Source organism: Pseudomonas sp. EpS/L25, from assembly GCF_001512295.1.
Taxonomy (GTDB): Bacteria; Pseudomonadota; Gammaproteobacteria; order Pseudomonadales; family Pseudomonadaceae; genus Chryseomonas.
Map to the genome: position 1 here is coordinate 386,562 of NZ_LNUP01000011.1, position 25,276 is coordinate 411,837.

Here is a 25,276-nt window from a genome sequence, read left to right on the forward strand (position 1 = left end):
AGTATTTTCCATAGATGCCGACGCCGAAAATATTGTTCTGTTTGTCGAATTGTCGGGCTCTGTGTTTAGTATTAATTGCTATTTTGAATTAACTCTGAGCAGCTAGATAACTCCAGCAGGACCTTTTTTTTGCCATCGGTGTAGATGCATAGTGGTTTGTCAAAAGTTCCCGTAACGGTTTGGCATACGGAATCATTTTCTTTTTTGTAGGCACATAGTGAATCCGAAATAACTAACTCCATGCTTGGGGTTTTGGTTTCTACAGAGGACTCGCTAATTTGGTATACGGTTTCGTATATTGATCCGCCTGACTGAGCAATATTGCGATATGTGTTTGTGCCGATGGGGGTTGCATCGACAGGTATGGATCCTATGTATGTAGCCTCTGATTTTTTGGAAGGTGCAATGAACAGGTCGCGCTGAGCATTAAGCCCTAGCTCCTCGCTTGTAGGCCAGGACGTAATCATCCATTTTTTACTCGGAAGAATAACTTCCTCATAAATAAAATCTGAGTCACATGTTCGCTTGGAATTCCTTATGGTAAACTCTATGTCATTTGCATAAAGTGAAATGTCTTTCGCATTGCCACTATCTGCCTCTTTACATTTGAGGCTTGCTTCCTTGCCGCTAGCACAAGCACAGACGCTCAAAAGACATAAGAAAAATGTTGAGTATCTATTGTTCATCTTTTTTGTCTCCAAGGTGTTTTAAGGCATCCGTGGTCATTTTTTGTCTCTGTGGAAAGTTGGCTGCTGCGGGCCACGGCACTTCAATCCCAACTCTCGACCCATCGCCACGGATCTTTCTAGTCATCTCTTCTACACTGTTGCTATCTGCGATCCTAAGTAGGCTATTTTTTGCCCAGAACCATCCTGCTGTATCAATAGACGTAGCCGGGTCAGAGTTAACCCTTTCTGGATTTGTAATTTGCGGTGGAAGCATTTCCGACTCCAGTCTTGCAACTGTGGCTGCGTCTTGTATCGGTAAAATAGTATATTGGCGGCGGGTAATATTATTATTCGCGATACCCCACCATTGAGAATTACGCCACCAACGATCCGAGAATGAACTTTTGGCCAGCCACCCTCTGTAAACCCAGTAATCGGCATAATTGGCTCGTCCAGTCAGTTGCTTCATTCCACGCCCGCGAAAGTCACCGCCATCATTCCATTTTATGTTGCCTAGCCATCCAACAAAATTCTGGGCATTCGCATAGCGCCGGAAATAGTCATATGGATCTCCGTTGTAAAGTTCAGACATCCACCGAAGTTGATTTGTTTCTACTCCGGCTTGTCCAAAAAAATGCGCCCGACGGACAGTTCCATTTATCAAATATTTAATTATTGTTTTGTTGATTAGTTTTAGGTAAGACTGGGTTTTCTCAGGTTGTACATTGGGATAGATGCCTTTAAATTCATTGGGTGATAACCAAGCGCATTTTCGAAAATGGCCGATAATCTCTTTTGGTGAGAAATGCCAGTGCGTGGAGGCAATCCCTTCCAACTCAGCCTCTTCCCAAAATGCCAATTCTTGATGATGTAGGCGGAAACGGTTGTAGTCTTCCTCGGACAGCGGACCTCCCGGTGCTACTTTTTTCAGCCAGCCGTAGCGAGTGTCGAAATCACTTTTGCTCCATTCACTAGGGAATTTGCAAATTAGGCGTTTGAGCTGCTTTTGGGCAGTTGCATCTCGTAGGGCTGCTTCGTTTTGAGTGCGTTCACGTTCGTAGCGCTCAGAAAGCTTAAGTCTCTTCTCTTCAGAGAGGGCTGCATAAGCAGGCGAGAGCGCAATGCTCACTGCATCCACCTGATCGGACACTACCTTGCCGTCATTCAGACGTAACAAACTACGAATGAACGGTGACTGACAATGGCTATCTGAATCGCTGTCATCGTTGATCAGTTGCCAGCCTTGCCAGTGCGGGAAATCTGCATCGCTGAACTTCGTAATGGTGGCCGCATTGAGGTTTACCCAACCTGTTCCTGGCCGCTCTCCTGAGCGAGTAGGCAGGGCTATCTGGCGCCAATGGGCGGCATCAGTGGGTTGCAAAGTATCTGGCCCCAAGACCCGTCCGAAGCGAAGCAGCTCGTATCCAGCACTGGGCCGCTGTGGATAAAGCTTGGTTGCGGTTTTGTACAGGTCGTACTCGTAATCGATCTCTTCCTGATGAGTACCGATTTCTTCTCCTGATATGAGGAAGGAAGTCAGGCTGCATTGGCCACGCTCGTAGTTCATGCGAACGAAGATGCCATCCTGTAGTTGCTGGGCGATGGCCCATTCATAGCCTTGGACCGGGGGAGTGGGCTCCGCTTGCCCAGATCCGCCCTCTACGACAGGGGGCACTCCGGTAGGCATAGCGGGGCAGCGATAGGCAATGGGAGCGCTGTTTTCGCTTTGTAGTCGGTCAGTAGGAGCGGCTTCGTAGATAAGTACCTCGGGGGGAACGAAAAAATACATGTCTCCCCAGCAGCTATCGGTTCTGCCATTGCCGGACTGATGGTCGAGCAGGCGCTCGCTACGCCCTACTAGATTGGCGATTTGGCTCTGGTCGGCAATGATTTCAAAATGAATACGGTGATTCTGGCCATAGATTTTTCCAGCTTCTCCCAGTGCATCCTTGCGGTAGATCTTGCTCCCTTTGGTAGGGGTGGCGAGGGTAATTTTCGAGAGATGCAGGTAAATGGAGTAGAACACTACCGAGGCGCCTGCTCCCTCGCCGATCTCCGTTTCATGCTTGAGCACGATACAACCGTTGTCGGTCCATTGATCGCGGTAGCGCAGCCCGTGATCTGTTGGGGCAGAAGCTTCATCGGTTGGTTGGCGGCAATAAACCAGGGTGCCATCAGCTATGGCTCTGACAGGAAGACGCTTGGTTCCTTCCTGAGGGGCGGTCAAATGGATACCGCCGTGCCAGTTCAAATCGAAACTCAAGGGGAAGCCGCCGTCTCCAGGCACTCCGCCTTGCATGGCTCGGTTGACGAAAGCTTCGTCGCTTTCCTCGCTTATAGGAGCGGGGAGGAATGGGGGGCTAATCAACATAGTGCTTACCTAGGTCCTTTTGTGTTCGTCAAGGTTCAGAGCGAAAGCGGGTAGTCCTTGACGCTTTTCTTGGGCTCTACGGGATCGTTGGCCAGGGCCAGTTGGTTCGTTTTCCCGGCTTCGTCCTCGTGGGCGCTGCCCGGCGGCCGTGGCAGTTGCAGGGCGATGCCGGAGCCATTGCCCGGTGAGCCGCCGGCGTTGAGGCGGGCGAGGGGGCCGACCAGGGTGATGCCGCTGGGGTCGAGCTTGATGAAGCTGCCGCCGGCGGTGAGGGTCAGTTCGGTGCCGGCTTCGAGGACGACCTTGTCGCCGGCCTTGAGGTGGATTTCCTGGCCGGCTTCGAGGTACTGGCCCGCCCCCAGCTTGAGGTGCTGGCTGCCGCCGATCAGCAAGTGGTCGCTGGCCTTGACCTCGGCCTTGCGCGCGCCGTGGACCAGGCGGTGCTCTTCGGCGTGCAGTTCGCTGTAGCTGTTGCCGCGAATGCGTTGGTGGCGCTCGTGGCCGATCTCGCTGCGGTGGTCGTGGCGGATGTGTTCGTCCCAGTCGCGTTGGGCGTGGACGTGGATTTCTTCCTGGCCCTGGCGATCCTCGATGCGTACTTCGTTGTAGCCGCCACCGCCCGGGCTGCTCAGGGTCTTGAAAGAGCTGCGGGTCTTGTCCTTGGGCAGATCCAGAGGCGGCCGATGCTCGGCGTGGTACAGGCAGCCGGTGACCAGGGGCTGGTCGGGATCGCCTTCGAGAAAGCCCACCAGCACTTCCATGCCGATCCGCGGTACGGCCAGGGCGCCGTGGCCATTGCCGGCCCAGCCGCTGGCGACTCTTAGCCAGCAACTGGTGCGCTCGTCGGCCTGGCCTTCGCGGTCCCAATGGAATTGCACCTTGACCCGACCCAGGGCGTCGCAATGGATCTCTTCGCCGGCCGGGCCGGTGACCACGGCGCTCTGCTGGCCGAGCAGCCGCGGCTTGGCGTGGCGGCGCTCCGGGCGAAAAGGCAGTTGCCAGGGAATGGCGGTGAAGCGGTTGCGATAGCCCTGGGTCCAGCCGTCGTCGCTGGGGGGCAACAGGTCAGGCGTGCCGAGGCCTTCTTCCAGCACCTGGGGTTGGCGACCCTCGTGGTCGATGCGGGTGAGTAGCCACAGCTGATTCCAGTCCGCGCGGGGGTGCTCGGTCAGCGGCAGGAAATGGCCGCTGCTCAGGCTGGGTTGGTCGCCGTGGCCCTCGGCTGCCTGGCTGTCGGCGCGCAGGGCTTCCAGGCCGCGGCTGCTGAGTTGCTTGCCGCGGGTGCGGTCGTGGAAGCCGGCGGGAAAGGTGTAGTGTTCCAGCACCGGCTGTTGCTCGGCGTCGCTGCGGCTTTCCAGGCGCAGCCGGGGTTGCAGCGGGTCTTGGTCGCGCAGGGTGAGCTGGCTGCTGCGGGTCTGCAGGCCCACTTGCAAGCGGCGAATGACCGGGCGCTCGGCGACCTGGCCGCTGCCGGGGTGATAGGCCGTGGCGGCCAGGCGCGGAAAGCCGGTGGCGTCGTCGCCGAAGACCAGCACGGCGCCCTCCGGCTGGTGTTCGAAGTGGTAGTGGATGCCTTCTTCCTCGCAGAGTCGGTCGAGGAAGTGCAGGTCGCTCTCGCCGTATTGCACGCAGTAGTCACGGGCGGGATAGGGTGTCGGGCCGAGGGCCAGGCGATAGGCACCTTCCAGGATGCCGTGCTCTTCGAGCAGGCGCGCGAGGATCTGTGGCACCGTGAGATGCTGGAAGATGCGCGAATTGGTGCGCTGGGCCAGGTAGGTCAGGCGCGGGACCAGCTCCACGCGATAGCGGGTCAGCCGCCTGCCCGAGTCGCCCTGGGTGACGGCGCCGAGCAGGCCGTGGATACCCGGACCGCTGGGTGCCAGGCTCAGCCAGGCTGGGCGATGCAGCAGCTGCTCCAGGGGCCAGTCGGCCTTTTCGCTGACCAGTTCCAGCTCGAAGCGATAGGGCTGGTTGAGGGCTTCCTGCCCGTGGAAGGCCAACACCTGGAAATCGTGGGTGAGGCCCGGCAGGGTAAGAGTGAAGCCGGGTGTAGTGGCAGGGTTGAACATGACGAGTCTTCCTGACGTGGTAAGGGTTTCACGTGGAACGTGGCGCCAGCCGCTGCCACCAGCGCCGCGCCGGTTGAGCGGCGGTCTGCCACAGGGCGCGCCATTCGCCGAGATGCTGCTGGCGCTGGGCAGGATCGATTGCCAACGCCCGGCGCAGCACCTGCCAGGCGGGGAGTGGCATGTCCTGCGGCCGCTCGGGTTCGATCTGCATACTGCGGGCCTGCTTGGCGCTGAGGCGGCGATAGGGGTGCTTGCCGGTGGCCAGTTCATAGAGCACGCAGGCGCAGGCGTAGAGGTCGCCTGCCGGTGTCAGCAGGCCCTCTTCGAGCAATTCGAGGGAGGCATAGCGCACCGTCCAGGCGTTGAAGCGGCCGCGACTCAGGCGTGGTAGGCCGGGTAGCAGGTCTTCGCAGGGCTGGCCGAGACCGAAGTCGAACAGGCGCAGACCGCTGTCGGTAAGGATCACGTTGCTGGGCTTGAGGTCGCCGTGCAGCACGCCCTGGGTATGGGCGAAGTGCAGGGCATCCAGCAGCGGCAGGGCGATCTCCTGCAGCTCCGGCCAGGAAAGACCATCGGGACGGTCGCAGAGCAGGGCGTCGAGGGTCGGCCCGCGCAGCAGTTCGAGGGTGATGAAGGCGCGCTCGCTGTCGCGATCCACCTCGAAACCATGCAGCCGCACGATGTGGGGGTGACGCAGCCGCACCGTGCGGGCGAATTCGCCGTAGAGCAGGGCGTTGGCATCGCTGTATTCGGCGAAGTCGTCGTTGAGCACCTTGACCGCCACCTGGGGCGCCGGATCGCCGTACTGTTCGCGCAAGAGATCGCGGGCGCGATAGACGGCGCCCATGCCGCCGACCCCCAGCAGGGTTTCCAGCTGATAGCGTCCGCCGAGCAATTCCGGCAGGGGCGCCAGCTGACGGGTGACGGGCACCGCGGTGGGTTGGGCGAAGGCGAAATGGGTGAGGCCTTCGTCGAGGGAAAGCGCCTGGTCGTTCATGCGGCCTCCAGGGGATGGATGACGATGGCGGTGAGGTTGTCCCGCGCCGGCCCTTGCAGGACGCCATCGAGCAACCGCTCCAGGGCCACCGCTGGCGTGGGTAGCGAGAGGGCGGCGCCCAGGGTGCGTTCTTCCAGGGCGCCGTGCAGGCCGTCGCTGCTGAGCAGCAGGCGATCACCGGCCAGCAGTTCGAAGCGGACGATGTCCAGCGCCAGCTCATCCTGGGCGCCCAGGGCGCGGGTCAGGGCGCGGGCGCTGGGATGACGGGTGGCCTGTTGCGGCGTCAGGCCTTCGACCTCGACCAGCCGCTCCAGCAGGCTGTGATCGCGGGTCAGCTGGTAGAGCTGGTTGCCGCGCCAGAGATAGGCGCGGCTGTCGCCCGCCCAGACGCAGGCGGCTTCGCCGTCCGCCAGCAGCAGCGCCACCACGGTGGTGCCGATCAGGCGCTCGGCGCTGTCGGCGAGCACCGTGAGGTCCTGGGTGAGGCGTCGATTCACCTCGTGCAGCACCAGGCGGACCTGCTCCAGCCGCTCGTCGAGGCTGCCGCCCAGCGCCAGTTCGGCGAGGCGCTCCACCACCAGGCGACTGGCACGGGCGCCTTCCTGATGGCCGCCCATGCCGTCGGCGACGGCCCAGAGCCCCTCGGCGGCGCGCTCCAGCAGGGCGTCCTCGTTCCGCGCCCGGACCTTGCCGGGATGGCTGCGGGCGCTGCTCAGGGCCAGGCTCATCACAGCCGCTCCGGCAGCTTGAAGCCGCGCAGGGTGGCCAGGTCGAAGGGGTTGGGCGAGCGCTGGCTGGACAGCAGGTAGCCGGCATGGCGTCCTTCGAGATCGGCCTGGACGAGCATGACGTCGCGGGCGCTGTGCTGTTGCAGCTTCAGCCGATCCAGCAGGCGGAACAGCGACCAGGCGCTGCCGTCCTGCTGCAGGCCCACGCGGCGACCGCCCAGCTCTTCCAGCACCAGGGTGGTTCTCAGGGCGTCGCTCTGCGGCCAGCGGAAGGTGGCGGCGACGATGGGACCATGGCGATATTCCAGGCGCTCCTTGCCGATGGCGAGGTCGGCGCGGGTCAGGCTCGGGTCCAGGGAGTAGGGTTCGAGCTTGAAGACGATGCCCGGCTCGGCCGGATTCTCGGCGAAGAAGCCGCGGCGGATCTGCTGGGTGCGGCCCATCTGGATGAGGAGCTCGCGCGACAGCGGCAGGCTGTGGCCATCGATGGCACGGAGGCGATAGGCATTGTCGCTGCGAATCACGAAGGGCTTGAGGTAGGTATCGAAGAAGGTGTCGGCGGTCCCCTGGGCCTTGAAGAACTCGCGGAAGTCGGCCAGGGAGACGTCGCTCTCGCTATCGGCCTTGAACGGATAGCGCTTGTCCAGGCCGTTGCGGTAGCTCGCCAGCAACTCGCTCTGGTAGCGGTCGTTGAGGTAGTCGTAGGCGCCGGCCAGGATGAGGTTCCAGCTGTCGTCCGCCAGCAGGCCGAGCCAACTGTTGACCGGGACCGGCAGGCGGCTGGCGGCGGTGCGCAGGCTGTTCAGGGCATCGCGGTTGCCGGCCATGCGCGCCTTGGCCAGGTCGAAGGCGGCCTGTTCCGGGGCGCTGGCGTGGGCCAGGCCGGCCAGTTGCTGCTGCAGGTCGTTGAGGGCGGCCATGGTGGGCGCGAGATCGGCCACGGCGGTGCCCTGGCCGTCGAGCAGTTGGTGCAGGTTCTCGAAGCGGGTCTGTAGGCTGCGCCGCGCGGTATCCGGCAGAGGGTCACCCTGGCCGGTGGCGTCGCTGGCGACGGCGGTCAGGCGGGTGTTGTTGCGCACCTCCAGCAGCAGCTGCAGCAGGGGCGAGTTGGCCGAGGTCAGCCCGGCCAGCAGCAGGGCACCCTGGTTGGCATCGCCCACCGGTTGCAGGGTCACCCGGGCGAGGGCTTCGCTCCAGAGATTGGCGTAGTCGCGGAAGTAGAGCTGTTCCAGTTCCACCTGCAGGTGGCGCAGGTCCATGCCGGTGATGCCGTCGCCATCGCCCAGCACCCAGTTGTCGGCGGCCAGATCGCGGATCACGGCGAGACCGTGGGTGGAGAAGGTCTGCTCGTAGCCCTGGCGGGTATAGAAGCCGGGGATGGGGTAGTCGGCGCCTTCGAAGGCCAGGGCCTGGGGTCCCAGGTGCTGGCTCAGGCGATAGACCGGCAGGCCGCTGGCCTGGTCGCGCAGGATGCGATACACCACCGTGGCGAGGGATTCGCTGCGCAGTACCTGGCGCGCCTGACTGACCAGCTGGGCGTCCACCGCGTAAGCGGCGAAGCCTTGTTCCAGCAGCCGGGCCAGGTGGGTGTCGAGACTGTTCTGGGTCAGGGCATCGCCGGGATAGCGCTGCGACCAGTCGGCCGTGGCCCAGTCGCGCAGGGCACGGGCGTCGCGGCGCTCGGGTAGCTGCAGCATGAGGTAGGCGCGCAGATGGCCGATCAGCCGTTCGCGGTCGCCGAGGCTGCCGCGGATGCGTTCTTCCAGCTGCGCCTTGAGGCGCGGCAGCAGGTAGCTTTCCAGCGCCTGACGGTAGGCGGCGTCGGTGGTGGGACGCACCGCGTCGCCCTGGTAGAGCCCGGTGCGCTCGCGCAGTGGCGTGGCGCCGGCGGCGGGAAAGACCTGGGTGCCGGCGTAGGCGTTGTCCAGCAGCGGCAGCAGGGCGCGGGCATCGGCGCCGGGCTTGAGCTGGCTGCGCGCCTGCTGGCCGTGCTGCGCCAGGTCGCGCAGGCGTTCCAGGCGCTCGTGGTTGTTGCCGAAGCTGCTGGTCCAGAGTGCCGCGCTCAGGGCCAGGCCGGCAAGGGCTGCGGCGTAGAGACCGCGCTGCCCCCAGCTCAGCCGCCGTACCTCGCGCTGGTCGAGACCGGCCAGGCTGGCCTCGGGGAAGATCACCCGACTGAACAGCTGGCGGATGAAGCGCGGCTGGCCGCTACGGTACTGGGGCAGCAGGGTGCTGGGCAGGCCGAGCTGGTCGCCGATGCCCTGGGTCTGGGCGTCGAGCGTCTGGGTCAGCGCCGGGGTGCTGGTCAGGTAGAAGCCGCGCAGCTGGGCGGCGCGCTGGTAGCGATTGCCGGAGAAGGCCAGTTCGACGAACAGGGTTAGACCGTCGGCCAGACGACCGAGCTGGTGCGGGAAGTCGAGGATCTGGCCGCGCCGCTGGCCGTCGCGCTCCTGGTGGATGCGCGGGATGACCTGGCTATTGAGGCGACGCAGCAGTTCCTCGAATTCCTGGCGCAGGATCGTGGTGTCGGTGCCGTTCTGGGCCTCGCGGAAGGTGGTGCCGAGGACCTGTTCGCTCTCCTCGCGGGAGAGGCCGTCGAAGAAGGCGCCGAAGCCGGACAGGCGGTCGGCCTGGGTCAGCACCAGGTAGACGGGGACCTCCACCCTGAGTTCGCGAGTGACGTCATGTAGCCGGGCGCGGACCTGGCGGGCCAGGATTTCCAGTTCGACCTCGTTGCCGCTCGCCAGCCGCTCCACCGGCAGGGCGACGAGGATGCCGTTGAGCGGGCGGGTGCGGCGCTGGCGGCGCAAAAGCCGCAACAGGGTCAGCCAGGCGCTGCTGTCCACCGGGGCATCACCCTGGGTCAGGTAGCGGCCGGCGGTATCCAGCAGCACGCCTTGTTCGGCGAAGTACCAGTCGCAGTAGCGGGTGCCGCTGACGTCCCGGGTCAGCCGCGATTTCTCGCCATTGAGCGGGAAGTCCAGGCCGGAGAAGTCCAGCAGGGCGGTCTTGCCGGCGCCTTCCGGCCCCAGCAGCAGGTAGTGCGGCAATTCGCGGCGCCAGCGCTGGCTGCGACCGCGATAGAGACCAGCGCCGTGCAGGGTGCGCTGGGCGTCGCGGGCGCGGGCCTGCAGTTCGTGGGCCTCGTCGTTGATGCGTTCGGCGCGCAGCTGGTCTTGCTGGCCTTCCTCGGTGGCGAGGCGCTGCCGACGCTTGCGGTTCTGCCAGCCCTGCAGCACGACCATGCCTAGGCCCCAGGCCAGGAACAGGCCGCAGAGGGTGGCCAGGCGGTGGGTGATCGAGGCCCAGGGGCTGTGGCCGGCGAAGGCCAGCAGTGGGCCGAGGGTCCAGACCAGGCTGCCCAGGCCGAGGGTTACGAGTAGGGTCCAGGCCCAGGGACGGCGCAGGCTGCGCCCGAGTGCGATGATGAGTCCTTTCATGACGGCGATCCGTGTCAGGCGTGGGGAGCGGTGGGGGAGGTCGCGGCGGCGGGGCGACCCGGATAGTGCTCCAGCAGGCTGTCGCGCTGCTGGTCCAGCACCAGGCGGAAGCCACCGTAGAGGCTGCCCAGGCAGATCAGGGTGAACAGCCCGACCAGCCACCAGGGCACCAGGCGCACCAGCCGCCGCGGCTTGGCGTCCAGGCCCTGCCAGTGCGGCGACAGCTCGCGGGGGACGTCGCCGCGCAGCTGGCGGATCTGCCGGTAGAGGCTGTCGCGGATGGCCTCCAGCTCGAGCGTGCCGCGCGGCAGCACGCGGTACTTGCCTTCGAAACCCAGCGCCAGGCAGAGGTAGAGCAGTTCCAGCAGCGCCAGGTGCTTGGCCGGGTTGCGGCTGAGGCGTTCCAGCAGCAGGAAGAATTTCTCGCCGCCGAAGGTTTCGTTGTGGAAGCTGCTGAGCAGGCTGAGTTGTGACCAGTCGCCGGCGTTGCCCCAGGGAGTGGTGACCACGGCTTCGTCGACCGTGGTGCAGAGGGCGTAGCGCGCCGCCATGACTTCGCCGCTGTCCATGCCGTCGGCCAGGGCGCGCTGCTCGAACAGTCGCAGGGTGGCGGCCAGGCGTTCCTTGAGTACGTGCAGGTCTTCGGCGGTGTAGCTCTGGCGCAGGCGCACCACCTCGGAGAGCAGCGGCGCCGCGGCGCCCACCAGCGGGTTGATGCTCAGGTTCAGGGCCTCGCCTGGACGCAGGCGGGCGGCCTGGACCATGCGTTCTTCCAGCTGGGCGTAGCGCGGTGGCTCGCTGAAGTCGGTGAGCGGACTGCGCGGGGCATCCGGGCCGTGGCCGTGGCGGCTGAGCACCACGGTCTTGTCGTCCCGGCCGTAGTCGGTGGCGGTATGCATGCTTAGCTCCTGATCGCCCAGAAAGCGAGGTCGAGGCTCGGGAAGGTGCCGGAGACATGGAAGGCGAAGCCGCCGGACTGTTCGAGCAGGGCGAGGTCGGCGGGGGTGAGTTCGAGGGCGAAGTAGGCCTTGTCGGCATGGAACGGCAGTTGCCGTGGCGCCACCGGCAACGCCTTGAGCGTCAGCCCTGGCAGATGCAGGTTGACCAACTGGCGGATGCGCTCCACCGGGCCCACCTTGAGATGCGCCGGCAGGCGCTGGCGCAGTTCCTCGCTGCTGCAGTCGGCCCCGGCGATGAGCACGAAGCTGGCAGTGGCCAGCAGGCCGTGATCCTGCAAGGGCGCGACCTGGATGCCGTACTGGCGCTGTTGCAGCGGCAACGGCAGGGCGTGCTGTTCGAGCACCATGGACAGCGCCTGGCGCAGGGCCTGGAACAGCGGCTCGAAGCTGCCACCCTGGTCGGAGTGGCGATAGTGCAGCGCCTGGGCGGGACGCTTGTCGGCGGCGGCGAAGGTGGCCAGTTCGCCGTGCAGGGCGAGCAGTTCGCGGAACAGGCTGCGTGGATGCAGCTGTTCGTAGTCCAGGCAGTGGCGCAGGACCGCCTCGTGGCGATTGACCAGTTGCAGCAGCAGGAAGTCGCCGATCTCCGCGGTGCCCAGGCTGCCGTCCGGGGCGGCCTCCAGGATCTGGCAGACCTGCAGGCGGACGTAGGCGTCCAGACGGGGATGGTCGTCCAGTAGCAGGCGGAAATCGGGCCGGCCACAGGTGACCGCGCCGAGCTCGCCGAAGCCGGCATGGGAGTCGGGGATCTCGCGGTCGACGCTCAGGTAGCGGGCGATGATCTCGTCCTGGTCCGCCGGGCGGCTTTCCACGTGCTGGCCGCTGGCGAGCGGCAGGGCCAGCCAGACCGCGCTGTCGCAGGTGTTGGCCGGGACGTCGAGAGCCAGGGGTTCGCTGTCGGCGCCCAGCTCGAACAGGGTGCCGTCGGGCAGGATGCCGCTGGCCTGGCTCACCACCAGCTTGCCCATGGCGAGGAATTGCCGGTCGAGGGCCAGTTCGAAGAAGCCCCAGGCCGGTTCGCCCAGGCGCCGGGTGCGGGTCTGCAATTGCTGGGCGTGGTAGCGGTCGTTCTGCTGGAAGTGCTGCGGGCGCAGCAACATGCCTTCCTGCCAGATCACCTTGAGTTGCTGCATGACCTACTCCTTGGCCGCCGGGGCAGGCTGGATGCCCGCGGCCGTGAGCTGCAGGCGCACCCGGGCCAGGGCGTTGGGCTTGAGCTGGATGACCTGGCGCCACTGGCTGCCGCCGAGGTTGCGATAGGCGCCGTAGATGCCGACGTAGCGGCTGTCGCCTTGCACCTTGAGCTTGAGTTCGCGGGCTTCGCCGGGGCGCAGTTCGAGCTCTTCCTCGGCCACCCAGTCCGGGGCGAGGATCTGCTTGGCGTTCTCGTAGAGCGGGAAGAAGTCGGCGTTCTCGAAGCCCACCGGATTCTTCAGCTCGATCAGCCGCACCACCAGTGGCGAGGGCCGCCCGTTGAGATCGGGATTGAGGTCGTCGCCGCCGTTCAGGGTCAGGTCGAGCAGGGTCGGGTCCGCGGTCTTTGGGCTGGTGCAGGCGCCCAGCAGTAGGGTAAGGCCGAAGGCGCATAGGCGTAGGAGGAGGGTCATGTCAGCGTCCTTGCCGGGTGGGGTCGAGGGTGGCGATCAGGCGAACCTGGTCGGTATAGGCCTGGGCGAAGTCCTTGGCGAACAGCCGCTCGCGCCAGTCGTCGTCCTGGCGCAGTTCGCGGTACTGGCGTTGCCAGGCGCGCCAGAGGGTGGCATCGCGGCCCCAGCGCGGGCGGCGGCCCTCGCGCTCCAGGCGGGCTTCGCACTGGGCTGGCGCCAGCTGTTCGAGGGTGGCCAGCACCGCCTGGCGACTGGCGGCGACCAGGCCGACCTGATGGGCCTGGAGTTCGCGACAGGCGCGCAGCAGCGCCTGATCGGCCGGCAGTTGACCGACGATATTGGGGCGCAGCAGTTGGGCCAGGGCGGCATCGCCATCGGCGGCGAAGGTGAGCGGATTGTTGCCATTGCTCTGCACCGTGGTGAGCGGCAGGCGCAATTCGTTGCGCGTCTCGTTGCGGGTTCGCAGGCAGCCATGCAGGCCCTGGGTGGCCAGGCGCAGCAGGCGGGCAGCCTCCAGGGCCAGGGCCTCGCGCGCGCCGTCGTCGAGGTGGGTCAGGTCCAGGCCGAGGGCCTCGCCGAAGCCCTGCCAGAAGGCCGGCGCCTGGCGTTGGGGCTTCGTCGGACGTTCCACCGCCGGGGCCGCTGCCTCCGGTACCAGGGCAGGAATGCCCAGGCTGTCCAGGTCCACCCGGGCATAGTCGCTGCGGGTGGCGTCGCTGGCGAAGGGATCGTGACCCTCGAGTTCGTCGAGGCCGTGGGGGTCGCGGCGCTCCAGGGCCTGCAGCGGGTCCAGTTCGAGGAAGGCGTCGTCCGGGATCAGTCCCTGGTGGCCGCTGGGGACACTGAAGTCGTCGGCGAAGCCGGCGGGATCGCGGATCAGCCGGGCGGCGAGGGTGAAGCCGCCCAGGATGAAGGTCTGGCCATGCTGGATGCGCCAGGGCTCGCCCTTGTTCAGACGCTGGCCGTCGGCGAGCTGGACGCCGTTGCTGCTCAGGTCGGTGAGGAAATAGTCCCCCTCGCTGTAGCTGATGCGGGCATGCTGACCGGACAGCACCCGCTGCGGATCGGGCAGGTACCAGTCGCAGTCCTCGCTACGGCCGATGAGTCCGCCGACGTGGCGAAAGGTCTTTTGGCTGAGCAGTCCGGGCAGCTGCTGACGGCTGCCGACCAGGTCGAATACCAGTTCCATGGTGACGTCCTGTCCTAGGTGAGGCGATGGGGTGTCTGGGGCTCGCCAAGCGGGCGATAGTCCTGCAGGTCCTTGGGCGCTGCATGGCAGGCCGCCAGGGTCAGCAGGCTCAGCAGCAGCAAGGGGCGAAGTAACGAGGTCATGGCGACTCCTCTTCAGGAAAGTTGCAGATCGGTGCTGCGGATGCTCAGTCGCTGCAGGCGATAGAGCAGGGTGCGGCGCGGCAGGCCCAGCTCCTGTGCGGCCTGGGTCTGGTTGCCGCGGTTCTTGCGCAGGCAGTCCACCAGCAGGCCGCGTTCGAGCTGGTCCAGCCGCTCGCGTAGGGTCAGGCCGTTGGTGGGCGTGGCGAGGGTAGTGGGGCGGATGGCGAAGTGCTCGGGCAGCAGTTCGTTGCCGTCGCACAGCAGCACGGCGCGCTCCACCAGGCCCTTGAGTTCGCGGACGTTGCCGGGAAAGGCGTAGCCGGCCAGCAGGTCCAGGGCGGCGCTGGACCAGCGGCAGCGCGAACGCTGCAGGTAGGCGCAGGCCTGGTCGGCGAAGTGGCGGGCCAACAGCGGCAGGTCTTCGCCGCGTTCGCGCAGGGGCGGCAGCTGGATGGGGAAATGGGTGAGGCGGTAGTAGAGGTCTTCGCGGAAGGTGCCTTGTTCCACCAGGCGCAGCAGGTTGCGGTGGGTGGCCGCGACGATGCGCACGTCGACTTTATGGGTCTCGGCGCTGCCCAGGGGACGCACCTCGCCTTCCTGCAGCACCCGCAGCAGCTTGGCCTGCAGGGGCAGCGGCATGTCGCCGATCTCGTCGAGGAACAGGGTGCCACCGTTGGCCGCATCGAACAGGCCGGCACGATCGCGCTCGGCACCGGTGAAGGCGCCCTTGCGGTAGCCGAAGAGTTCGCTCTCCAGCAGGTGCTCGGGCAGCGCCGCGCAGTTCTGCACCACGAAGGGCTGGGTGCGCCGTGAGCCGCGTTCGTGGATGGCGCGGGCCACCAGTTCCTTGCCGGTGCCGGTCTCGCCGGTGAGCAGCACGGTGATGGGAGTGTGCAGCACCTTGCCGATCAGCCGGTGCACCTGCCGCATGGCACCGCCATCGCCGATCATGCCGAAGCCTTCGCCCGCTGCCGGTGCCGTCGGCCTGGGCGTGGCGGCGCCCAGCGGCTGGGCCTGGGCACGCTCCAGCAACTGGCCCTGCGCCAGGGCAAAGCGTCCGAGCGGGGCCAGCCGGTCGGCGTCGGCTTCCAGGTCGCGGCGGGTGCGGCTGGCCTGGACCAGCAGGCCTTCGACGCCACCGCCCGGACCGCACAGCGGCAGGCAGCCGAGGCTGCGCCAACCGTCGCCGGGCAGGAAGGGGGTGGTGTGCAGCAGCGGGTCCAGTTCGCGCAGGTGCAGGCTCCGATTCTGCGAGAGGCAATAGTGCAGCAGGCTCTCCTGCTCCAGCGGCAGACTGTCGCCGGTCAAGGTGGCCGTGCCGTCCAGGCTCTGGGCCAGGCGCACCAGCTGGGTATGGGTGGCGTCCAGGCGGTAGTACTGCACCAGGTCGAGCTCGAGCAGGTGCTGGATCCCCTCGACCAGGCCAAGGGCGAGCCGGGCGGGATCGTCGTGCTGGCCGAGTTCGATGAACAGCGGCAGGAGCGCTTCTGGAGCGCTGGACAGGGTCATGCCGTCACCTCGCAGAGAAACTCGCCCTGGTCGCTGCAGGCGAGGTGCAACTGGCGTGGCGTGCGGCCTTCGGCCAAGGCAGCGAGCAGGCGGTCGGTGAGCAACGGCAGCACCCGTTGCTCCAGCAGCAGATCGATCCGGCGGGCGCCGCTGTCGGCGTCCAGGCAATGCATCGCCAGTTCGTCCAGTAGGGCCGGGGCATAGCTGAAGGCGATCCGGCGGGTGGCCAGCCGGACGCCGAGGCGGTCGAGCCTGAGCACGATCAGCTCGCGCAGCAGCGCGTCATCCAGTGGGTAGTAGGGCACCACGCGCAGTCGCGCCAGCAGCGCCGGCTTGAAGTGCCGGGAGAGGGTGGGGCGGATCGCCTCCGTGAGGCTGGCCACGTCCGGGCGGCCCTCGGCGCAGAGGCGCTGGATCTCGCCACTGGCCAGGTTGGAGGTGAGCAGGAAGAGCACGTTGCGAAAATCCACCTGCCGACCTTCGCTATCGGTGGCCTGGCCGCGGTCGAAGATCTGGTAGAAGAGGTTGAGCACCTCCGGGTCGGCCTTTTCCACCTCGTCCAGCAGCACCACCGAATAGGGTTGGCGGCGGACCGCCTCGGTGAGCAGGCCACCTTCGCCGTAGCCGACGTAGCCGGGCGGGGCGCCGATCAGCCGGGAGACGCTGTGCTTCTCGGCGAATTCCGAGAGATTGATCGTGGTGAGGAAGCGTTCGCCGCCATAGAGCAGCTCGGCCAGCGCCAGGGCGGTTTCGGTCTTGCCGACGCCGCTGGGGCCGACCAGCAGGAAGACGCCCACCGGCGCCTCGGGGGCGTTGAGGCCCACGGCCGCGGCGCGCAGGGCGCGATCCAGGGCCAGCACCGCCTGCTCCTGGCCACGCAGGCGGGCACGCAGGTCGCCGGCGAAGCGGGCGAGGCGTTGGTCATGGCGGCGGGCGAGCTGGCTCGCCGGGATGCCAGTCCAGACGCTGATCACCTCGGCCACTAGCTGCGGGCAGACCTCCAGGCTGACCAGGCGCTCGCCCTGGGCTTGCAGTTGCGCCAGTTCGGTCTGGGTAGCGATCAGTTCTGCGTGGCTGCCGACCGTGCGCAGGGCCAGGATGCGCTCGGCGAGGGCGCGCTGCTGCTCCCAGGCCTGCTGCAAGACGGTGGCCGCCCGACGATCGGTATCCAGGCTGGCGGCCAGCTCATCCAGGGTGGCCGCCTCGATCGATAGGCCATGGTCGGCATCGCGCTGGGCGGCGCTCAGGGCGCGCTCAGTAGCGGCCAGACGCTCGCGCAGTTGTTCCAGCGCGGCGGGCGGACAGGCCAGGCTGATGCGCACCTGGGCGCAGCAGGTGTCGAGCACGTCCACCGCCTTGTCGGGCAGCTGGCGCCCGCTGAGGTAGCGGGCGGCCAGCTCGGCGGCGGCGACCACGGCGTCGTCGCGCAGATAGACGCCATGGCTCTCGGCATAGGTCGGTGCCAGGCCGCGCAGCACGGCGATGGCAGTGGGAACGTCGAATTCGTCCAGCTTCACTGGTTGGAAGCGCCGCGCCAGGGCCGGGTCCTTCTCGAAGTACTTCTTGTACTCGCCCCAGGTGGCGGCGGCGATGGTGCGCAGCTCGCCGCGAGCTAGCGCCGGCTTGAGCAGGTTGGCGGCATCGGAACCGCCGACCGGCCCGCCGGCGCCGATCAGGGTGTGGGCCTCGTCGATGAACAGGACGATAGGCTGGAGCGCCTGGCGCACGGCATCGATCACCCCCTGCAGGCGGCGCTCGAACTCGCCCTTGACGCTGGCACCGGCCTGCAGCAAGCCGAGGTCGAGGGTGCGCACCTCTACCCGGCGCAGGCTGTCCGGCACCTCGCCAGCGGCGATGCGCAGCGCCAGGCCCTCGACTAGGGCGGTCTTGCCGACCCCGGCCTCGCCCACCACCAGGGGATTGTTCTTGCGCCGTCGCGAGAGGATGTCCACCAGCTGGCGGATCTCGGCATCGCGACCCAGCACCGGGTCCAGCTGTCCAGCGCGGGCCTGGGCGCTGAGGTCATGGGTGAAGCGGCTCAATGGCGAATCGTTGGTGGTGTCCGGAGCTGACGGCTGCTGGGCCTGCACGTAATCCAGCAACTGGGCGGCGTCCACCTGCGCCAGCAGGCGCCCGTAGCGGGTACCCAGGTGCCGCTCGGGGTGGCGCAGCAGCGCCAGCAGCAGGGCGGCGCTGTCCACTGCTGGTTGTCCCAGCTCCAGGCGCGCCAGCAACACGGCGTCCTGCAGCCACAGCAGCAAGTCCGGGCTGAACACCGGATCGCCACCTTCGCCAGTGCCCGGGCGCGGCTGCAGGGTGGCGGCGAAGGCCTGGTGGTCGACTTCGGCGGCGCTCAGGGCGCGGCCGAGCAGGCCATCGGGGGTGTCCAGCAGCACGGCGAGCAGGTCCTCGATGAGGATCTGCCGCCCGCCCCGGCGCACGCAGCGCTGGGCGGCCTGTTCCAGGTCCTGACGCGTCGCGGCGGCCAGGCTGTCGATGAGGTGTTGCAGGTCCAGGGTGAGCATGTCGATCGTCCTTGATTAACGGTGGCAGGCCAGGGTGACCTGACCGTCGGCCTGGGTGAGGCCGAGCCAGGTGGTCCAGCCCAGGCGGCAGGGGCTGGCGGCGCCGAGGCGCCATTCGCGCAACTCATCGCGGCGCAGGTGCAGGCGCAGGTCGTAGTCCAGCTGGTCGCGCAGGGTGAAGCGCAGCAGGGCGCGCAGGGCGGCGTGCTGGACGCCCGCCGGCAGGAAGGCATGGAAGGCCTCCCAGTCCAGCTCCAGCAGGTGCAGGCGGAACTTGCCGCCCCGATCCCGCACCTGCACACCCAGCACCGCCGTCTGGCCGAGCTGAGCGGTGGCCTGACCGAGCCGGGATTGCTGCTCGGCGGGAATGGCGACGCGCCGCTCCAGACACTGCTCCAGGCGCAGGGCGTACTGCGCGAAGTAGTAGCGCAGCACCGCCTCGATCAGCGCTGCCGAGTGCACCTTGAGGCTGAGTAGGCCCAGGTAGGGCAGCAGGCGCTTCCAGTTCAGCTCGGGGGCCTGGCGCAGGCTGCTGGCGCCTAGGCCGATGAGGCTGAACAGCCGCGCCGACAGCTCGTCACTGGCGCCCTCGCGGAAGCGGGCGTGGTAGCGGTATTTGCGCCAGATCGGCAGCAGCAGTCGATGCAGCCGGTGGTTGAAGAGGTCGAGGAAGTCGCGGGTGGTGCGATGCTGCTCGCCGTCGCCCAGGGCCTGCTCGCTGTAGAAGGCAGGCAGCGGCGAGCCACTGCCCATCAGGGAGCCCAGGTTGAGTTGCAGCCGGGCGCGCAGGCCGCCGCCATCCGCGACGAATTCCAGCCGCTCGATGTCACTGCCGGGAAAGGCCAGACTCGGGTTGGCATGGAATTCCAGCCGCTCGTACAGCTCGTCTTCGGTCAGCCCGGGTTCCAGGGCGTGCAATCTCTTGAGCACCTGCTGGATGCCTTGGAACAACGAGTACTCGCGAATCTCCCGGCACAGCGCCGAGCGGTTCAGATCAGCGGCTGCTGACCCATGCGCGGTGTCCATAGGTACACCTCTCCCTGCAGGCTGCGAACGCTGAGTTGATGGAAGGAATTCAGGCTGGCGTAGAGCGCGAAGAACTCGTTGAGCACGCTGGCGAACAGGTACAGCTCGCCCTCGCTGCGAAAGCCGCTGGCATCCATGACCAACTGGGTGGCAATGCCGCGGATCGGCAGGCCGCGATAGAGGCGATCCACCGGGCGATGGCTGATGGCCTGTAGCGCGGCCAGGCGCTGGCGGCTGACCCGCTCGGCCTGGCGGTCGTGCTGGCGCGGCAGGTCGTAGCTGGCCAGCACCGTGCGCAGGGCATCCACGTCGGTCAGCGACAGGTAGTTGAGCGACAGGTTGGAGACCAGCTGCCAGAGCCGATCCCCGGAGAGCACTGGCGCATGGCTGGCGGTGGGAGCGGCCAGGTTGCGAAAGCCCAGCCCGCCGGGGGTGTTCTCGGTAGGCAGGCAGAGGTCGCCGGCGCGCAGGCGCCGTGGCAGATTCTGGTTGGTGCAGGTCAACTCGATGGACAGGGTGTCCTGGTCGTTGCCCGGATCGCCGAAGGCCAGGTAGGTATCGATGCCGCCATGCAGCAGGGCGCTGCGCTGGCGCACGCTGTAGTGGGGCCGGCCACCCTGGCCGCCGAAACTCAGGTCATGGGCAAAGGATTCGAAGGGTAGGTAGTCGCGATGGCCGAGGCCACCGGGTTTCCAGCCGGTCACCCGCTCCACGGCGAACACGCCCAGGTGCTCGCGCCCGTGGCCGGCGGGGAACAGCGGGTACTCGTCGCGCTTGCCGTCCAGGCGGATCGGCAGGGCGTCGTGGCGGAACAGGTTGACCACCGGCACGCAGTGCAGCCGCAGGTTGTCGCGCCCGGGTAGGAGCGGCTGGCGGGCGATGCGCTTGATCGCGAAACGCAGCTCCAGCCCGCGGGCCTGGCGGCGTACCTCTTCGGGGAACCGCTGCAGCGCGGTCAGCCCCTGTACCGTCACGAAGAGGAATTTCTCCGGGAAGGCGAAGTATTCCTGCAGATGCCGATAGCCGCGGAAGGCATTAGGCGGATAGGGCAGCAGCGCTTCCTCTTTGCCGAAGCCGAGCGGCTGGACCAGGTCGGCTGCCAGTGGCAGGACGCGCTCGCGTCCCGTGACGTCGGTCAGCGGCTCGCCCTGGGCGTCCAGCGGCACGAGACTCAAGCCAGCCAGGCTGTGCAGCAGCGCCAGGTAGAGGTCCTGGCAGAGAGTACGGTCGCCGGCCAGGTGCAGCGGTAGCTGGCGCAGGTCCAGCGCGGCCAGGGTGCCGTTGCCGGTGACTTCCAGTCGCAGGGTCAGGCGGGCGCCATCGCCCTGAGGCGCGAAGCCCACCTCGGCCACCCGCAGCGGCAGGATCTCGGCGGCGAAACAGGTGCGGAAGCGGCAGCTCACCTCGTCCAGCGGGCGGGATTCCACCTCCGTTCCACGTGGAACCTCGAGCGCCGCACCCGGCGCGGGTAGCGGGTCGAACTCCAGGATGGCGCAGCTCGGCAGCGGGCGCAGGTAGTGCGGCCAGAGCAGGTTGAGCAGCGAATGGGTCAGTTCCGGCAACTCGTCGTCGAGCTTCTGCCGCAGCCGGCCGGTGAGGAAGGCGAAGCCTTCCAGCAGACGCTCGACATCCGGGTCCTGGCCGCCCTGGCCGAGGAAGGGGGCGAGGGCCGGGTTGCGCTCGGCGAAGCGCGCGCCCAACTGACGCAATTCCGCCAGCTCGCTCTGGTAGTAGTGATTGAAGGACATGCACCTATCCCTGGCTGACCTTGACCTGACCGCTGCCATCCAGGCTCGCGGTGAAGCGAATGGGACGCCGCTGGCCGTCGAGTTCGAGCTCGCCTTCGAGGGCGAAGGCCAGAGCGGTACCCTCCCGCGGCAGCGGTAGCACCTTCACTCCCGACAGGCGTGGCTCGTAGCGGGCGACGAAGTGCTCGATGGCCAGGCGCGCCCGCTGCAGCGAGTCGTGCAGCGACAGGCGCAGGTCGTTGAGATCGGGTAACCCGTAGTCGGCCTGGATCGGCACGCTGCCGGCGCGGGTGCTGAGCATCTTCGCCAGGTGCGCGGCCACCGAGGCGCTCAGCACCTCGAAGGGCGAGCCCTGGCCGCGCGCGTTGCGGGTGCCGGCCAGGCGTTCGAACAGACTGCCGTGGCTCATCGCGACTTACTCCTTATCCAGCTTGCCGACCAACGACAGGGTGAAGTCGGCGCCCTGGTACTTGAAGTGCGGGCGCACGCTCAGACCGACGCGGAACCAGCCCGGATTACCCTCCACGTCGCTGACGCGGATGCTGGCCGCCCGCAACGGCCGCCGGCCGCGGACCTCGGCGCTGGGGTTCTCCTGGTCGGCGACGAACTGGCGGATCCACTTGTTGAGTTCCAGTTCGAGGTCGGTACGCTCCTTGGTCCCGCCCAGTTGCTCGCGCTGCAGCACCTTGAGGTAGTGCGCCAGGCGGCTGACGATGAACAGATAGGGCAGCTGGGTGCCCAGCCTGTAGTTCAGCTCGGCGGCGCGGCCTTCCTCGCTGGTGCCGAAGAACTTGGGCTTCTGCGTCGAGCAGGCGGAGAAGAAGGCGGCGTTGTCGCTGCCCTTGCGCATGGTCAGGGCGATGAAGCCGGCGTCGGCCAGTTCGTATTCGCGGCGATCGGAAATCAGCACCTCGGTGGGGATCTTGGTCTCGATCTCACCCATGCTTTCGAAGTGGTGCAACGGCAGGTCTTCCACCGCGCCGCCGCTCTGCGGGCCGACGATGTTCGGGCACCAGCGGTATTTGGCGAAGCTGTGGGTCAGGCGGGTGGCGAAGGCGTAAGCGGTGTTGCCCCAGAGGTAGTGACCGTGGCTCTGGCTGACGTTCTCGCGATAGGTGAAGGTCTTCACCGGATTCTCTTCCGGATCGTAGGGCGTGCGCAGCAGGAAGCGCGGTAGGGTCAGGCCGACGTAGCGGGCGTCCTCCTGTTCACGGAAGCTCTGCCACTTGGCGAATTGCGGGCCGTCGAAGTGATCCTTGAGGTCCTTGAGATCGGGCAGGCCGGTGAAGCTCTCCAGGCCGAAGAAGCGCGGCCCGGCGGCGGCGATGAAGGGCGCATGGGCCATGGCCGAGACCGCCGCTACCTGCTGCAGGGTGCGGATGTCCGGCGCGGTGGGATCGAAGTCGTAGTTGGCGATGATGGCACCGACCGGTTCGCCGCCGAACTGGCCGAACTCGGCGGTATAGACGTGTTTGTAGAGACCGGACTGGACGATCTCCGGCGCGTCCTCGAAGTCTTCCAGCAGGTCCTGCTTGGAGACGTTGAGTAGCTCGATCTTGTTGTTCTCGCGGAAATCGGTGCGCTCCACCAGCAGTCGTAGGCCGCGCCAGGCCGCTTCCAGGGACTGGAATTCGGCGTGGTGCAGGATCTCGTCCACCTGGCGGCTGAGCTTCTCGTCGATCTCGGCGATCATGCGGTCGACTAGCGCCTTCTTTACCGGCTGCTGGGCGTTGTGCGGCTTGAGCAATTCCTCGATGAAGGCGCAGACGCCGCGCTTGGCCGCGCCATAGCCTTCGTCCTGGGGCGCCAGGCGGGTCTCGGCGATGATGCGCCCGAGGATGCCGCTGTCGTCGGCGACGGCGGCTGGGCTATGCTGGAGCAGGGTAGCGGTCATGATGAGCCTCCTGGTCAGACGTCTTGTTGGGGCAAGCCGAGCTCGCCGAGCACCTGCTCGCGGGCGAGCGGATCGGCGAGCACCTGCTCGATGGCCTTGCGGAAGGCCGGGGCGTTGCCGAGCGGGCCCTTGAGCGCCACCAGGGCGTCGCGCAGATCCATCAGTTGCTTGAGTTCGGGCACCTGCTGCACCAGCCGCGCCGGACTGAAGTCGGCCATGGCCTTGATGTCGAGCTGTACCGCGAGGTCGTCTTCGCCGCCTTCCTGCAGGCGATTGGGCACCGCCAGGGTCAGGCCCAGCTGCTGCTTGGCCATCACCTCGTCGAAGTTGTCCTTGTCGATGGCCACCGGTTTGCGGTCTTCGAGCTTGCGGTCGTCGGCGCGCTGGGTGAAATCGCCCAGCACCATGAGCTTGAGGGGCAGCTCCAGTTCTTCTTCGGCCCCGCCGGTGGCGGGCCGTACCGTGACGTTGATGCGTTCTTTCAGCGCAACCGAGCCTTCTTTGGCCATATCTTTCTCCTGATGGGTGAGGGCGAGCCTCAGTCGAGTGCCGCTTCGAGGTCGAGTCGGCAGAGTCTTGGGCGCAGCTGTTGCAGCTGTGCCCGGCTGTCGGCGGTGACGGGCAGCGCTTCCAGGCACTGGCGCCGCGCCTGGAGGATGTCCAGCGCCAGCGATGGCTCCCAGCGCACCAGCAGGGCACCGTGTTCGGCGTCCAGCTCGGCGAGTTGGCAGTGGGCCAGCTCGAACTGGCGGGCGTGGATCAACAACTGGGCGCTGGCCAGGTCCCAAAGCAGGCGCTGGCGCTCGCCCTGGGCGCCGAGGCGCCCGGCCTGCAGGAGACGCACGGCGCTCTTGAGCCCGCTGCCGCGCAGCTCCGCGAGGGCCGCGGCCAGGATCGCGCGCCAGTCTTCCTGCGGGCTGTCGCCGCCAGTGGGGGTGGCAGGCTGAGGTGCGCCCCGGGTCGCCAGGCCGGCCAGCCAGAGGCGGGTCTGGGCATCGGCGAAGGGTTGGCCGTCATGGAAGGCGAGGGCTTCGAGGCCGGGCAGGCGCTGCAGCAGCAACACCAGTGGCCATTCGATTTCCCGGCAGGCGACCTCGGCGCCGAGGTTCTGCAGGCATTCCCAGACCAGGCGCTGGCCGTCCAGCCAGAAGGGCGCGCGGGCCAGACTGGTTTCCAGTTCGACGAGCAGGGGCGCGGCCTCGTCGGCAGACTGGCGCTCCTGGAAGAGCTTCAGGCGATCGGCCGGCAGGCCGCGCAAGCCGGTGATCCCCTGGGCATCGTGGGCGGGCAGGCTGTCGATGCCACTCCACAGCAAGGCGCGATTCAGCCGCAACGCGCGCGGATCGCCGGCGCGCTGGCGTAGCCACCAGGAGCTCAGGCTGCGAGCGCCCTCCTGCAGTTGGCGCAGCAGACGATGGGCATCCTTGTCCGATTCCAGCGGGCCCTGGGGCATTGGCTGGGTGGTGCTGGTCATGGTGGCGGTGGCCGCGCCGGCAGCGGTCGTGAACAGGGCCGCCGCGCTCGGCTGGGCCTGGCGCCGCTGCTGCTCATCCAGGCGGCGCACCAGGGGCAGCAGCAGGGGTGCGGCGTTGCCCAGGCGCGGTTGCAGCAGGCTTTCCAGCCTGGCCAGCTGGACGCTGAAGGTCTGCAGCCAGGAAAGTTCCAGAGTGTTCAGGGTGGTGCTGTCGAAGAGGCCGTCAAGCCGTCCGCAGAGCCAGCTGCAGGCTGCGGCACGGGTGCGCTCCTTGCGGGGATGCAGGACGTCCCAATGCACCTCGATCAGACGTTCGAGCAGCGTCAGCCCGGCCTGAAGACCGGACCAGCCCTGGGTCCGCTGCAGTGCCCAGGTCAGCCAGCCGGCGACCCGCAGATCCTTGGATTGCTCACGCAGAAAGACCGTGGCCTGCGCGGCGATGTCGGCCCAATCGGGGGTGATGTCGCGATGCAGCGCCTGGCTGTTATGGCAGGCCTTTTCGAGGTGTTCGAATTCCGGACTGTACCGGCAATCTTCACCGGCGAAGTTGTCTTCTTTAATGGCTAGCTCAGCGATGGTTATATAGCTGGAGGCGAGCGGGGGCAATAAAGTCATCCATGACCTCACAAGGCGAAAAGTTCTAGTCCTTGAACTTCGCGGCACGAGAAGTTGCTGTCATAGTTATCGCTCATCGCTGGGCAGCTAATGGCGCAGCGACGCTATGAGGCGCATCCTAAAGCGGTTTGGTGGGATCGGGTAGCCTGAAAAACGTGATCGACAGCTGATTTTTTGCCAAAGACGATAACTAAAAAATCAGAGTTTTAAATGAGGTGACAAATTTTGTCCTAATTAAGCCTGGGAGAGTGACCCTCATTGTCAGTTGTCCGGGCGTGATGATTTTGACGAGAAAAATATGGCACCTGTATAGG

19 protein-coding genes are annotated in these 25,276 nt (G+C 66.4%); all 19 read right to left on the bottom strand.

Annotated features, from left to right (window positions below; translation table 11 throughout):
- Window positions 1-71: 71 nt before the first annotated feature.
- The 19 genes from AR540_RS25375 to tssA are packed head-to-tail and all read right to left on the bottom strand — an operon-like array spanning window position 72 to window position 24,953.
- Window positions 72-686 carry a hypothetical protein gene (locus AR540_RS25375; protein ID WP_153014219.1) on the bottom strand — a complete coding sequence of 205 codons (615 nt, stop codon included), beginning with the start codon at window positions 684-686 and terminating at the stop codon, window positions 72-74.
- Complete coding sequence (locus AR540_RS25380) at window positions 676-3,039, bottom strand: M23 family metallopeptidase (RefSeq protein WP_153014220.1); 2,364 nt, start codon at window positions 3,037-3,039, stop codon at window positions 676-678. Before AR540_RS25380 ends, AR540_RS25375 begins: the two co-directional genes overlap by 11 nt.
- A gap of 35 nt (window positions 3,040-3,074) precedes the next feature.
- Window positions 3,075-5,108 (bottom strand): type VI secretion system Vgr family protein, encoded by a 2,034-nt coding sequence (gene tssI, locus AR540_RS10865; RefSeq protein ID WP_059228791.1) that lies wholly within the window; start codon window positions 5,106-5,108, stop codon window positions 3,075-3,077.
- A 28-nt stretch (window positions 5,109-5,136) separates the two neighbouring features.
- Window positions 5,137-6,105, bottom strand: coding sequence for a serine/threonine-protein kinase (locus tag AR540_RS10870; protein WP_059228793.1), 969 nt, complete (start codon window positions 6,103-6,105; stop codon window positions 5,137-5,139).
- Window positions 6,102-6,833, bottom strand: coding sequence for a PP2C family protein-serine/threonine phosphatase (locus AR540_RS10875; RefSeq protein ID WP_059228795.1), 732 nt, complete (start codon window positions 6,831-6,833; stop codon window positions 6,102-6,104). Before AR540_RS10875 ends, AR540_RS10870 begins: the two co-directional genes overlap by 4 nt.
- A complete protein-coding gene (gene tssM / locus AR540_RS10880; protein WP_059228797.1) occupies window positions 6,833-10,273 on the bottom strand; it encodes a type VI secretion system membrane subunit TssM in 3,441 nt (1,146 codons plus the stop codon). Before tssM ends, AR540_RS10875 begins: the two co-directional genes overlap by 1 nt.
- Window positions 10,274-10,287: 14 nt before the next feature.
- Complete coding sequence (icmH, locus tag AR540_RS10885) at window positions 10,288-11,172, bottom strand: type IVB secretion system protein IcmH/DotU (protein WP_059228800.1); 885 nt, start codon at window positions 11,170-11,172, stop codon at window positions 10,288-10,290.
- A gap of 2 nt (window positions 11,173-11,174) precedes the next feature.
- Window positions 11,175-12,365, bottom strand: coding sequence for a type VI secretion system baseplate subunit TssK (gene tssK, locus AR540_RS10890; protein WP_059228802.1), 1,191 nt, complete (start codon window positions 12,363-12,365; stop codon window positions 11,175-11,177).
- Window positions 12,366-12,368: 3 nt separating this feature from the next.
- On the bottom strand, window positions 12,369-12,839 hold the full coding sequence (gene tssJ / locus AR540_RS10895) for a type VI secretion system lipoprotein TssJ (protein ID WP_059228804.1): 471 nt from the start codon (window positions 12,837-12,839) through the stop codon (window positions 12,369-12,371).
- Window position 12,840: 1 nt separating this feature from the next.
- Window positions 12,841-14,028: a type VI secretion system-associated FHA domain protein TagH gene (gene tagH / locus AR540_RS10900; protein WP_059228806.1), complete on the bottom strand. Its 1,188-nt coding sequence runs from the start codon at window positions 14,026-14,028 to the stop codon at window positions 12,841-12,843.
- Between the two features lie 14 nt (window positions 14,029-14,042).
- Window positions 14,043-14,171: a hypothetical protein gene (locus AR540_RS26215; RefSeq protein WP_269085530.1), complete on the bottom strand. Its 129-nt coding sequence runs from the start codon at window positions 14,169-14,171 to the stop codon at window positions 14,043-14,045.
- Between the two features lie 12 nt (window positions 14,172-14,183).
- On the bottom strand, window positions 14,184-15,680 hold the full coding sequence (locus AR540_RS10905) for a sigma-54 interaction domain-containing protein (RefSeq protein WP_059228808.1): 1,497 nt from the start codon (window positions 15,678-15,680) through the stop codon (window positions 14,184-14,186).
- Window positions 15,677-18,205, bottom strand: coding sequence for a type VI secretion system ATPase TssH (gene tssH / locus AR540_RS10910; protein ID WP_059228810.1), 2,529 nt, complete (start codon window positions 18,203-18,205; stop codon window positions 15,677-15,679). Before tssH ends, AR540_RS10905 begins: the two co-directional genes overlap by 4 nt.
- 15 nt (window positions 18,206-18,220) lie before the next feature.
- A complete protein-coding gene (tssG, locus tag AR540_RS10915; protein WP_059228812.1) occupies window positions 18,221-19,231 on the bottom strand; it encodes a type VI secretion system baseplate subunit TssG in 1,011 nt (336 codons plus the stop codon).
- Entirely contained in the window at window positions 19,195-20,979 is a 1,785-nt protein-coding gene (gene tssF, locus AR540_RS10920) for a type VI secretion system baseplate subunit TssF (RefSeq protein WP_059228814.1), read from the bottom strand. The genes tssG and tssF overlap by 37 nt, the downstream gene beginning before the upstream one ends.
- Before the next feature lie 4 nt (window positions 20,980-20,983).
- Complete coding sequence (gene tssE / locus AR540_RS10925; RefSeq protein ID WP_059228816.1) at window positions 20,984-21,388, bottom strand: type VI secretion system baseplate subunit TssE; 405 nt, start codon at window positions 21,386-21,388, stop codon at window positions 20,984-20,986.
- A 6-nt stretch (window positions 21,389-21,394) separates the two neighbouring features.
- Complete coding sequence (gene tssC, locus AR540_RS10930) at window positions 21,395-22,873, bottom strand: type VI secretion system contractile sheath large subunit (RefSeq protein ID WP_059228818.1); 1,479 nt, start codon at window positions 22,871-22,873, stop codon at window positions 21,395-21,397.
- Between the two features lie 14 nt (window positions 22,874-22,887).
- Window positions 22,888-23,382, bottom strand: coding sequence for a type VI secretion system contractile sheath small subunit (gene tssB / locus AR540_RS10935; RefSeq protein ID WP_059228821.1), 495 nt, complete (start codon window positions 23,380-23,382; stop codon window positions 22,888-22,890).
- A gap of 29 nt (window positions 23,383-23,411) precedes the next feature.
- Window positions 23,412-24,953 (bottom strand): type VI secretion system protein TssA, encoded by a 1,542-nt coding sequence (gene tssA / locus AR540_RS10940; RefSeq protein WP_059228823.1) that lies wholly within the window; start codon window positions 24,951-24,953, stop codon window positions 23,412-23,414.
- Window positions 24,954-25,276: the final 323 nt, after the last annotated feature.

What these genes read in the sequence shown, in the direction of transcription:
- tssB (WP_059228821.1), bottom strand. Translation starts at nt 23,382, where the DNA reads ATGGCCAAAGAAGGCTCGGTTGCGCTGAAAGAACGCATCAACGTCACG.
- AR540_RS25375 (WP_153014219.1), bottom strand. Translation starts at nt 686, where the DNA reads ATGAACAATAGATACTCAACATTTTTCTTATGTCTTTTGAGCGTCTGT.
- AR540_RS10870 (WP_059228793.1), bottom strand. Translation starts at nt 6,105, where the DNA reads ATGAACGACCAGGCGCTTTCCCTCGACGAAGGCCTCACCCATTTCGCC.
- tssF (WP_059228814.1), bottom strand. Translation starts at nt 20,979, where the DNA reads ATGTCCTTCAATCACTACTACCAGAGCGAGCTGGCGGAATTGCGTCAG.
- tagH (WP_059228806.1), bottom strand. Translation starts at nt 14,028, where the DNA reads ATGGAACTGGTATTCGACCTGGTCGGCAGCCGTCAGCAGCTGCCCGGA.
- tssM (WP_059228797.1), bottom strand. Translation starts at nt 10,273, where the DNA reads ATGAAAGGACTCATCATCGCACTCGGGCGCAGCCTGCGCCGTCCCTGG.
- AR540_RS10875 (WP_059228795.1), bottom strand. Translation starts at nt 6,833, where the DNA reads ATGAGCCTGGCCCTGAGCAGCGCCCGCAGCCATCCCGGCAAGGTCCGG.
- icmH (WP_059228800.1), bottom strand. Translation starts at nt 11,172, where the DNA reads ATGCATACCGCCACCGACTACGGCCGGGACGACAAGACCGTGGTGCTC.
- AR540_RS25380 (WP_153014220.1), bottom strand. Translation starts at nt 3,039, where the DNA reads ATGTTGATTAGCCCCCCATTCCTCCCCGCTCCTATAAGCGAGGAAAGC.
- AR540_RS10905 (WP_059228808.1), bottom strand. Translation starts at nt 15,680, where the DNA reads ATGACCCTGTCCAGCGCTCCAGAAGCGCTCCTGCCGCTGTTCATCGAA.
- AR540_RS26215 (WP_269085530.1), bottom strand. Translation starts at nt 14,171, where the DNA reads ATGACCTCGTTACTTCGCCCCTTGCTGCTGCTGAGCCTGCTGACCCTG.
- tssC (WP_059228818.1), bottom strand. Translation starts at nt 22,873, where the DNA reads ATGACCGCTACCCTGCTCCAGCATAGCCCAGCCGCCGTCGCCGACGAC.
- tssG (WP_059228812.1), bottom strand. Translation starts at nt 19,231, where the DNA reads ATGGACACCGCGCATGGGTCAGCAGCCGCTGATCTGAACCGCTCGGCG.
- tssE (WP_059228816.1), bottom strand. Translation starts at nt 21,388, where the DNA reads ATGAGCCACGGCAGTCTGTTCGAACGCCTGGCCGGCACCCGCAACGCG.
- tssH (WP_059228810.1), bottom strand. Translation starts at nt 18,205, where the DNA reads ATGCTCACCCTGGACCTGCAACACCTCATCGACAGCCTGGCCGCCGCG.
- tssK (WP_059228802.1), bottom strand. Translation starts at nt 12,365, where the DNA reads ATGCAGCAACTCAAGGTGATCTGGCAGGAAGGCATGTTGCTGCGCCCG.
- tssJ (WP_059228804.1), bottom strand. Translation starts at nt 12,839, where the DNA reads ATGACCCTCCTCCTACGCCTATGCGCCTTCGGCCTTACCCTACTGCTG.
- tssI (WP_059228791.1), bottom strand. Translation starts at nt 5,108, where the DNA reads ATGTTCAACCCTGCCACTACACCCGGCTTCACTCTTACCCTGCCGGGC.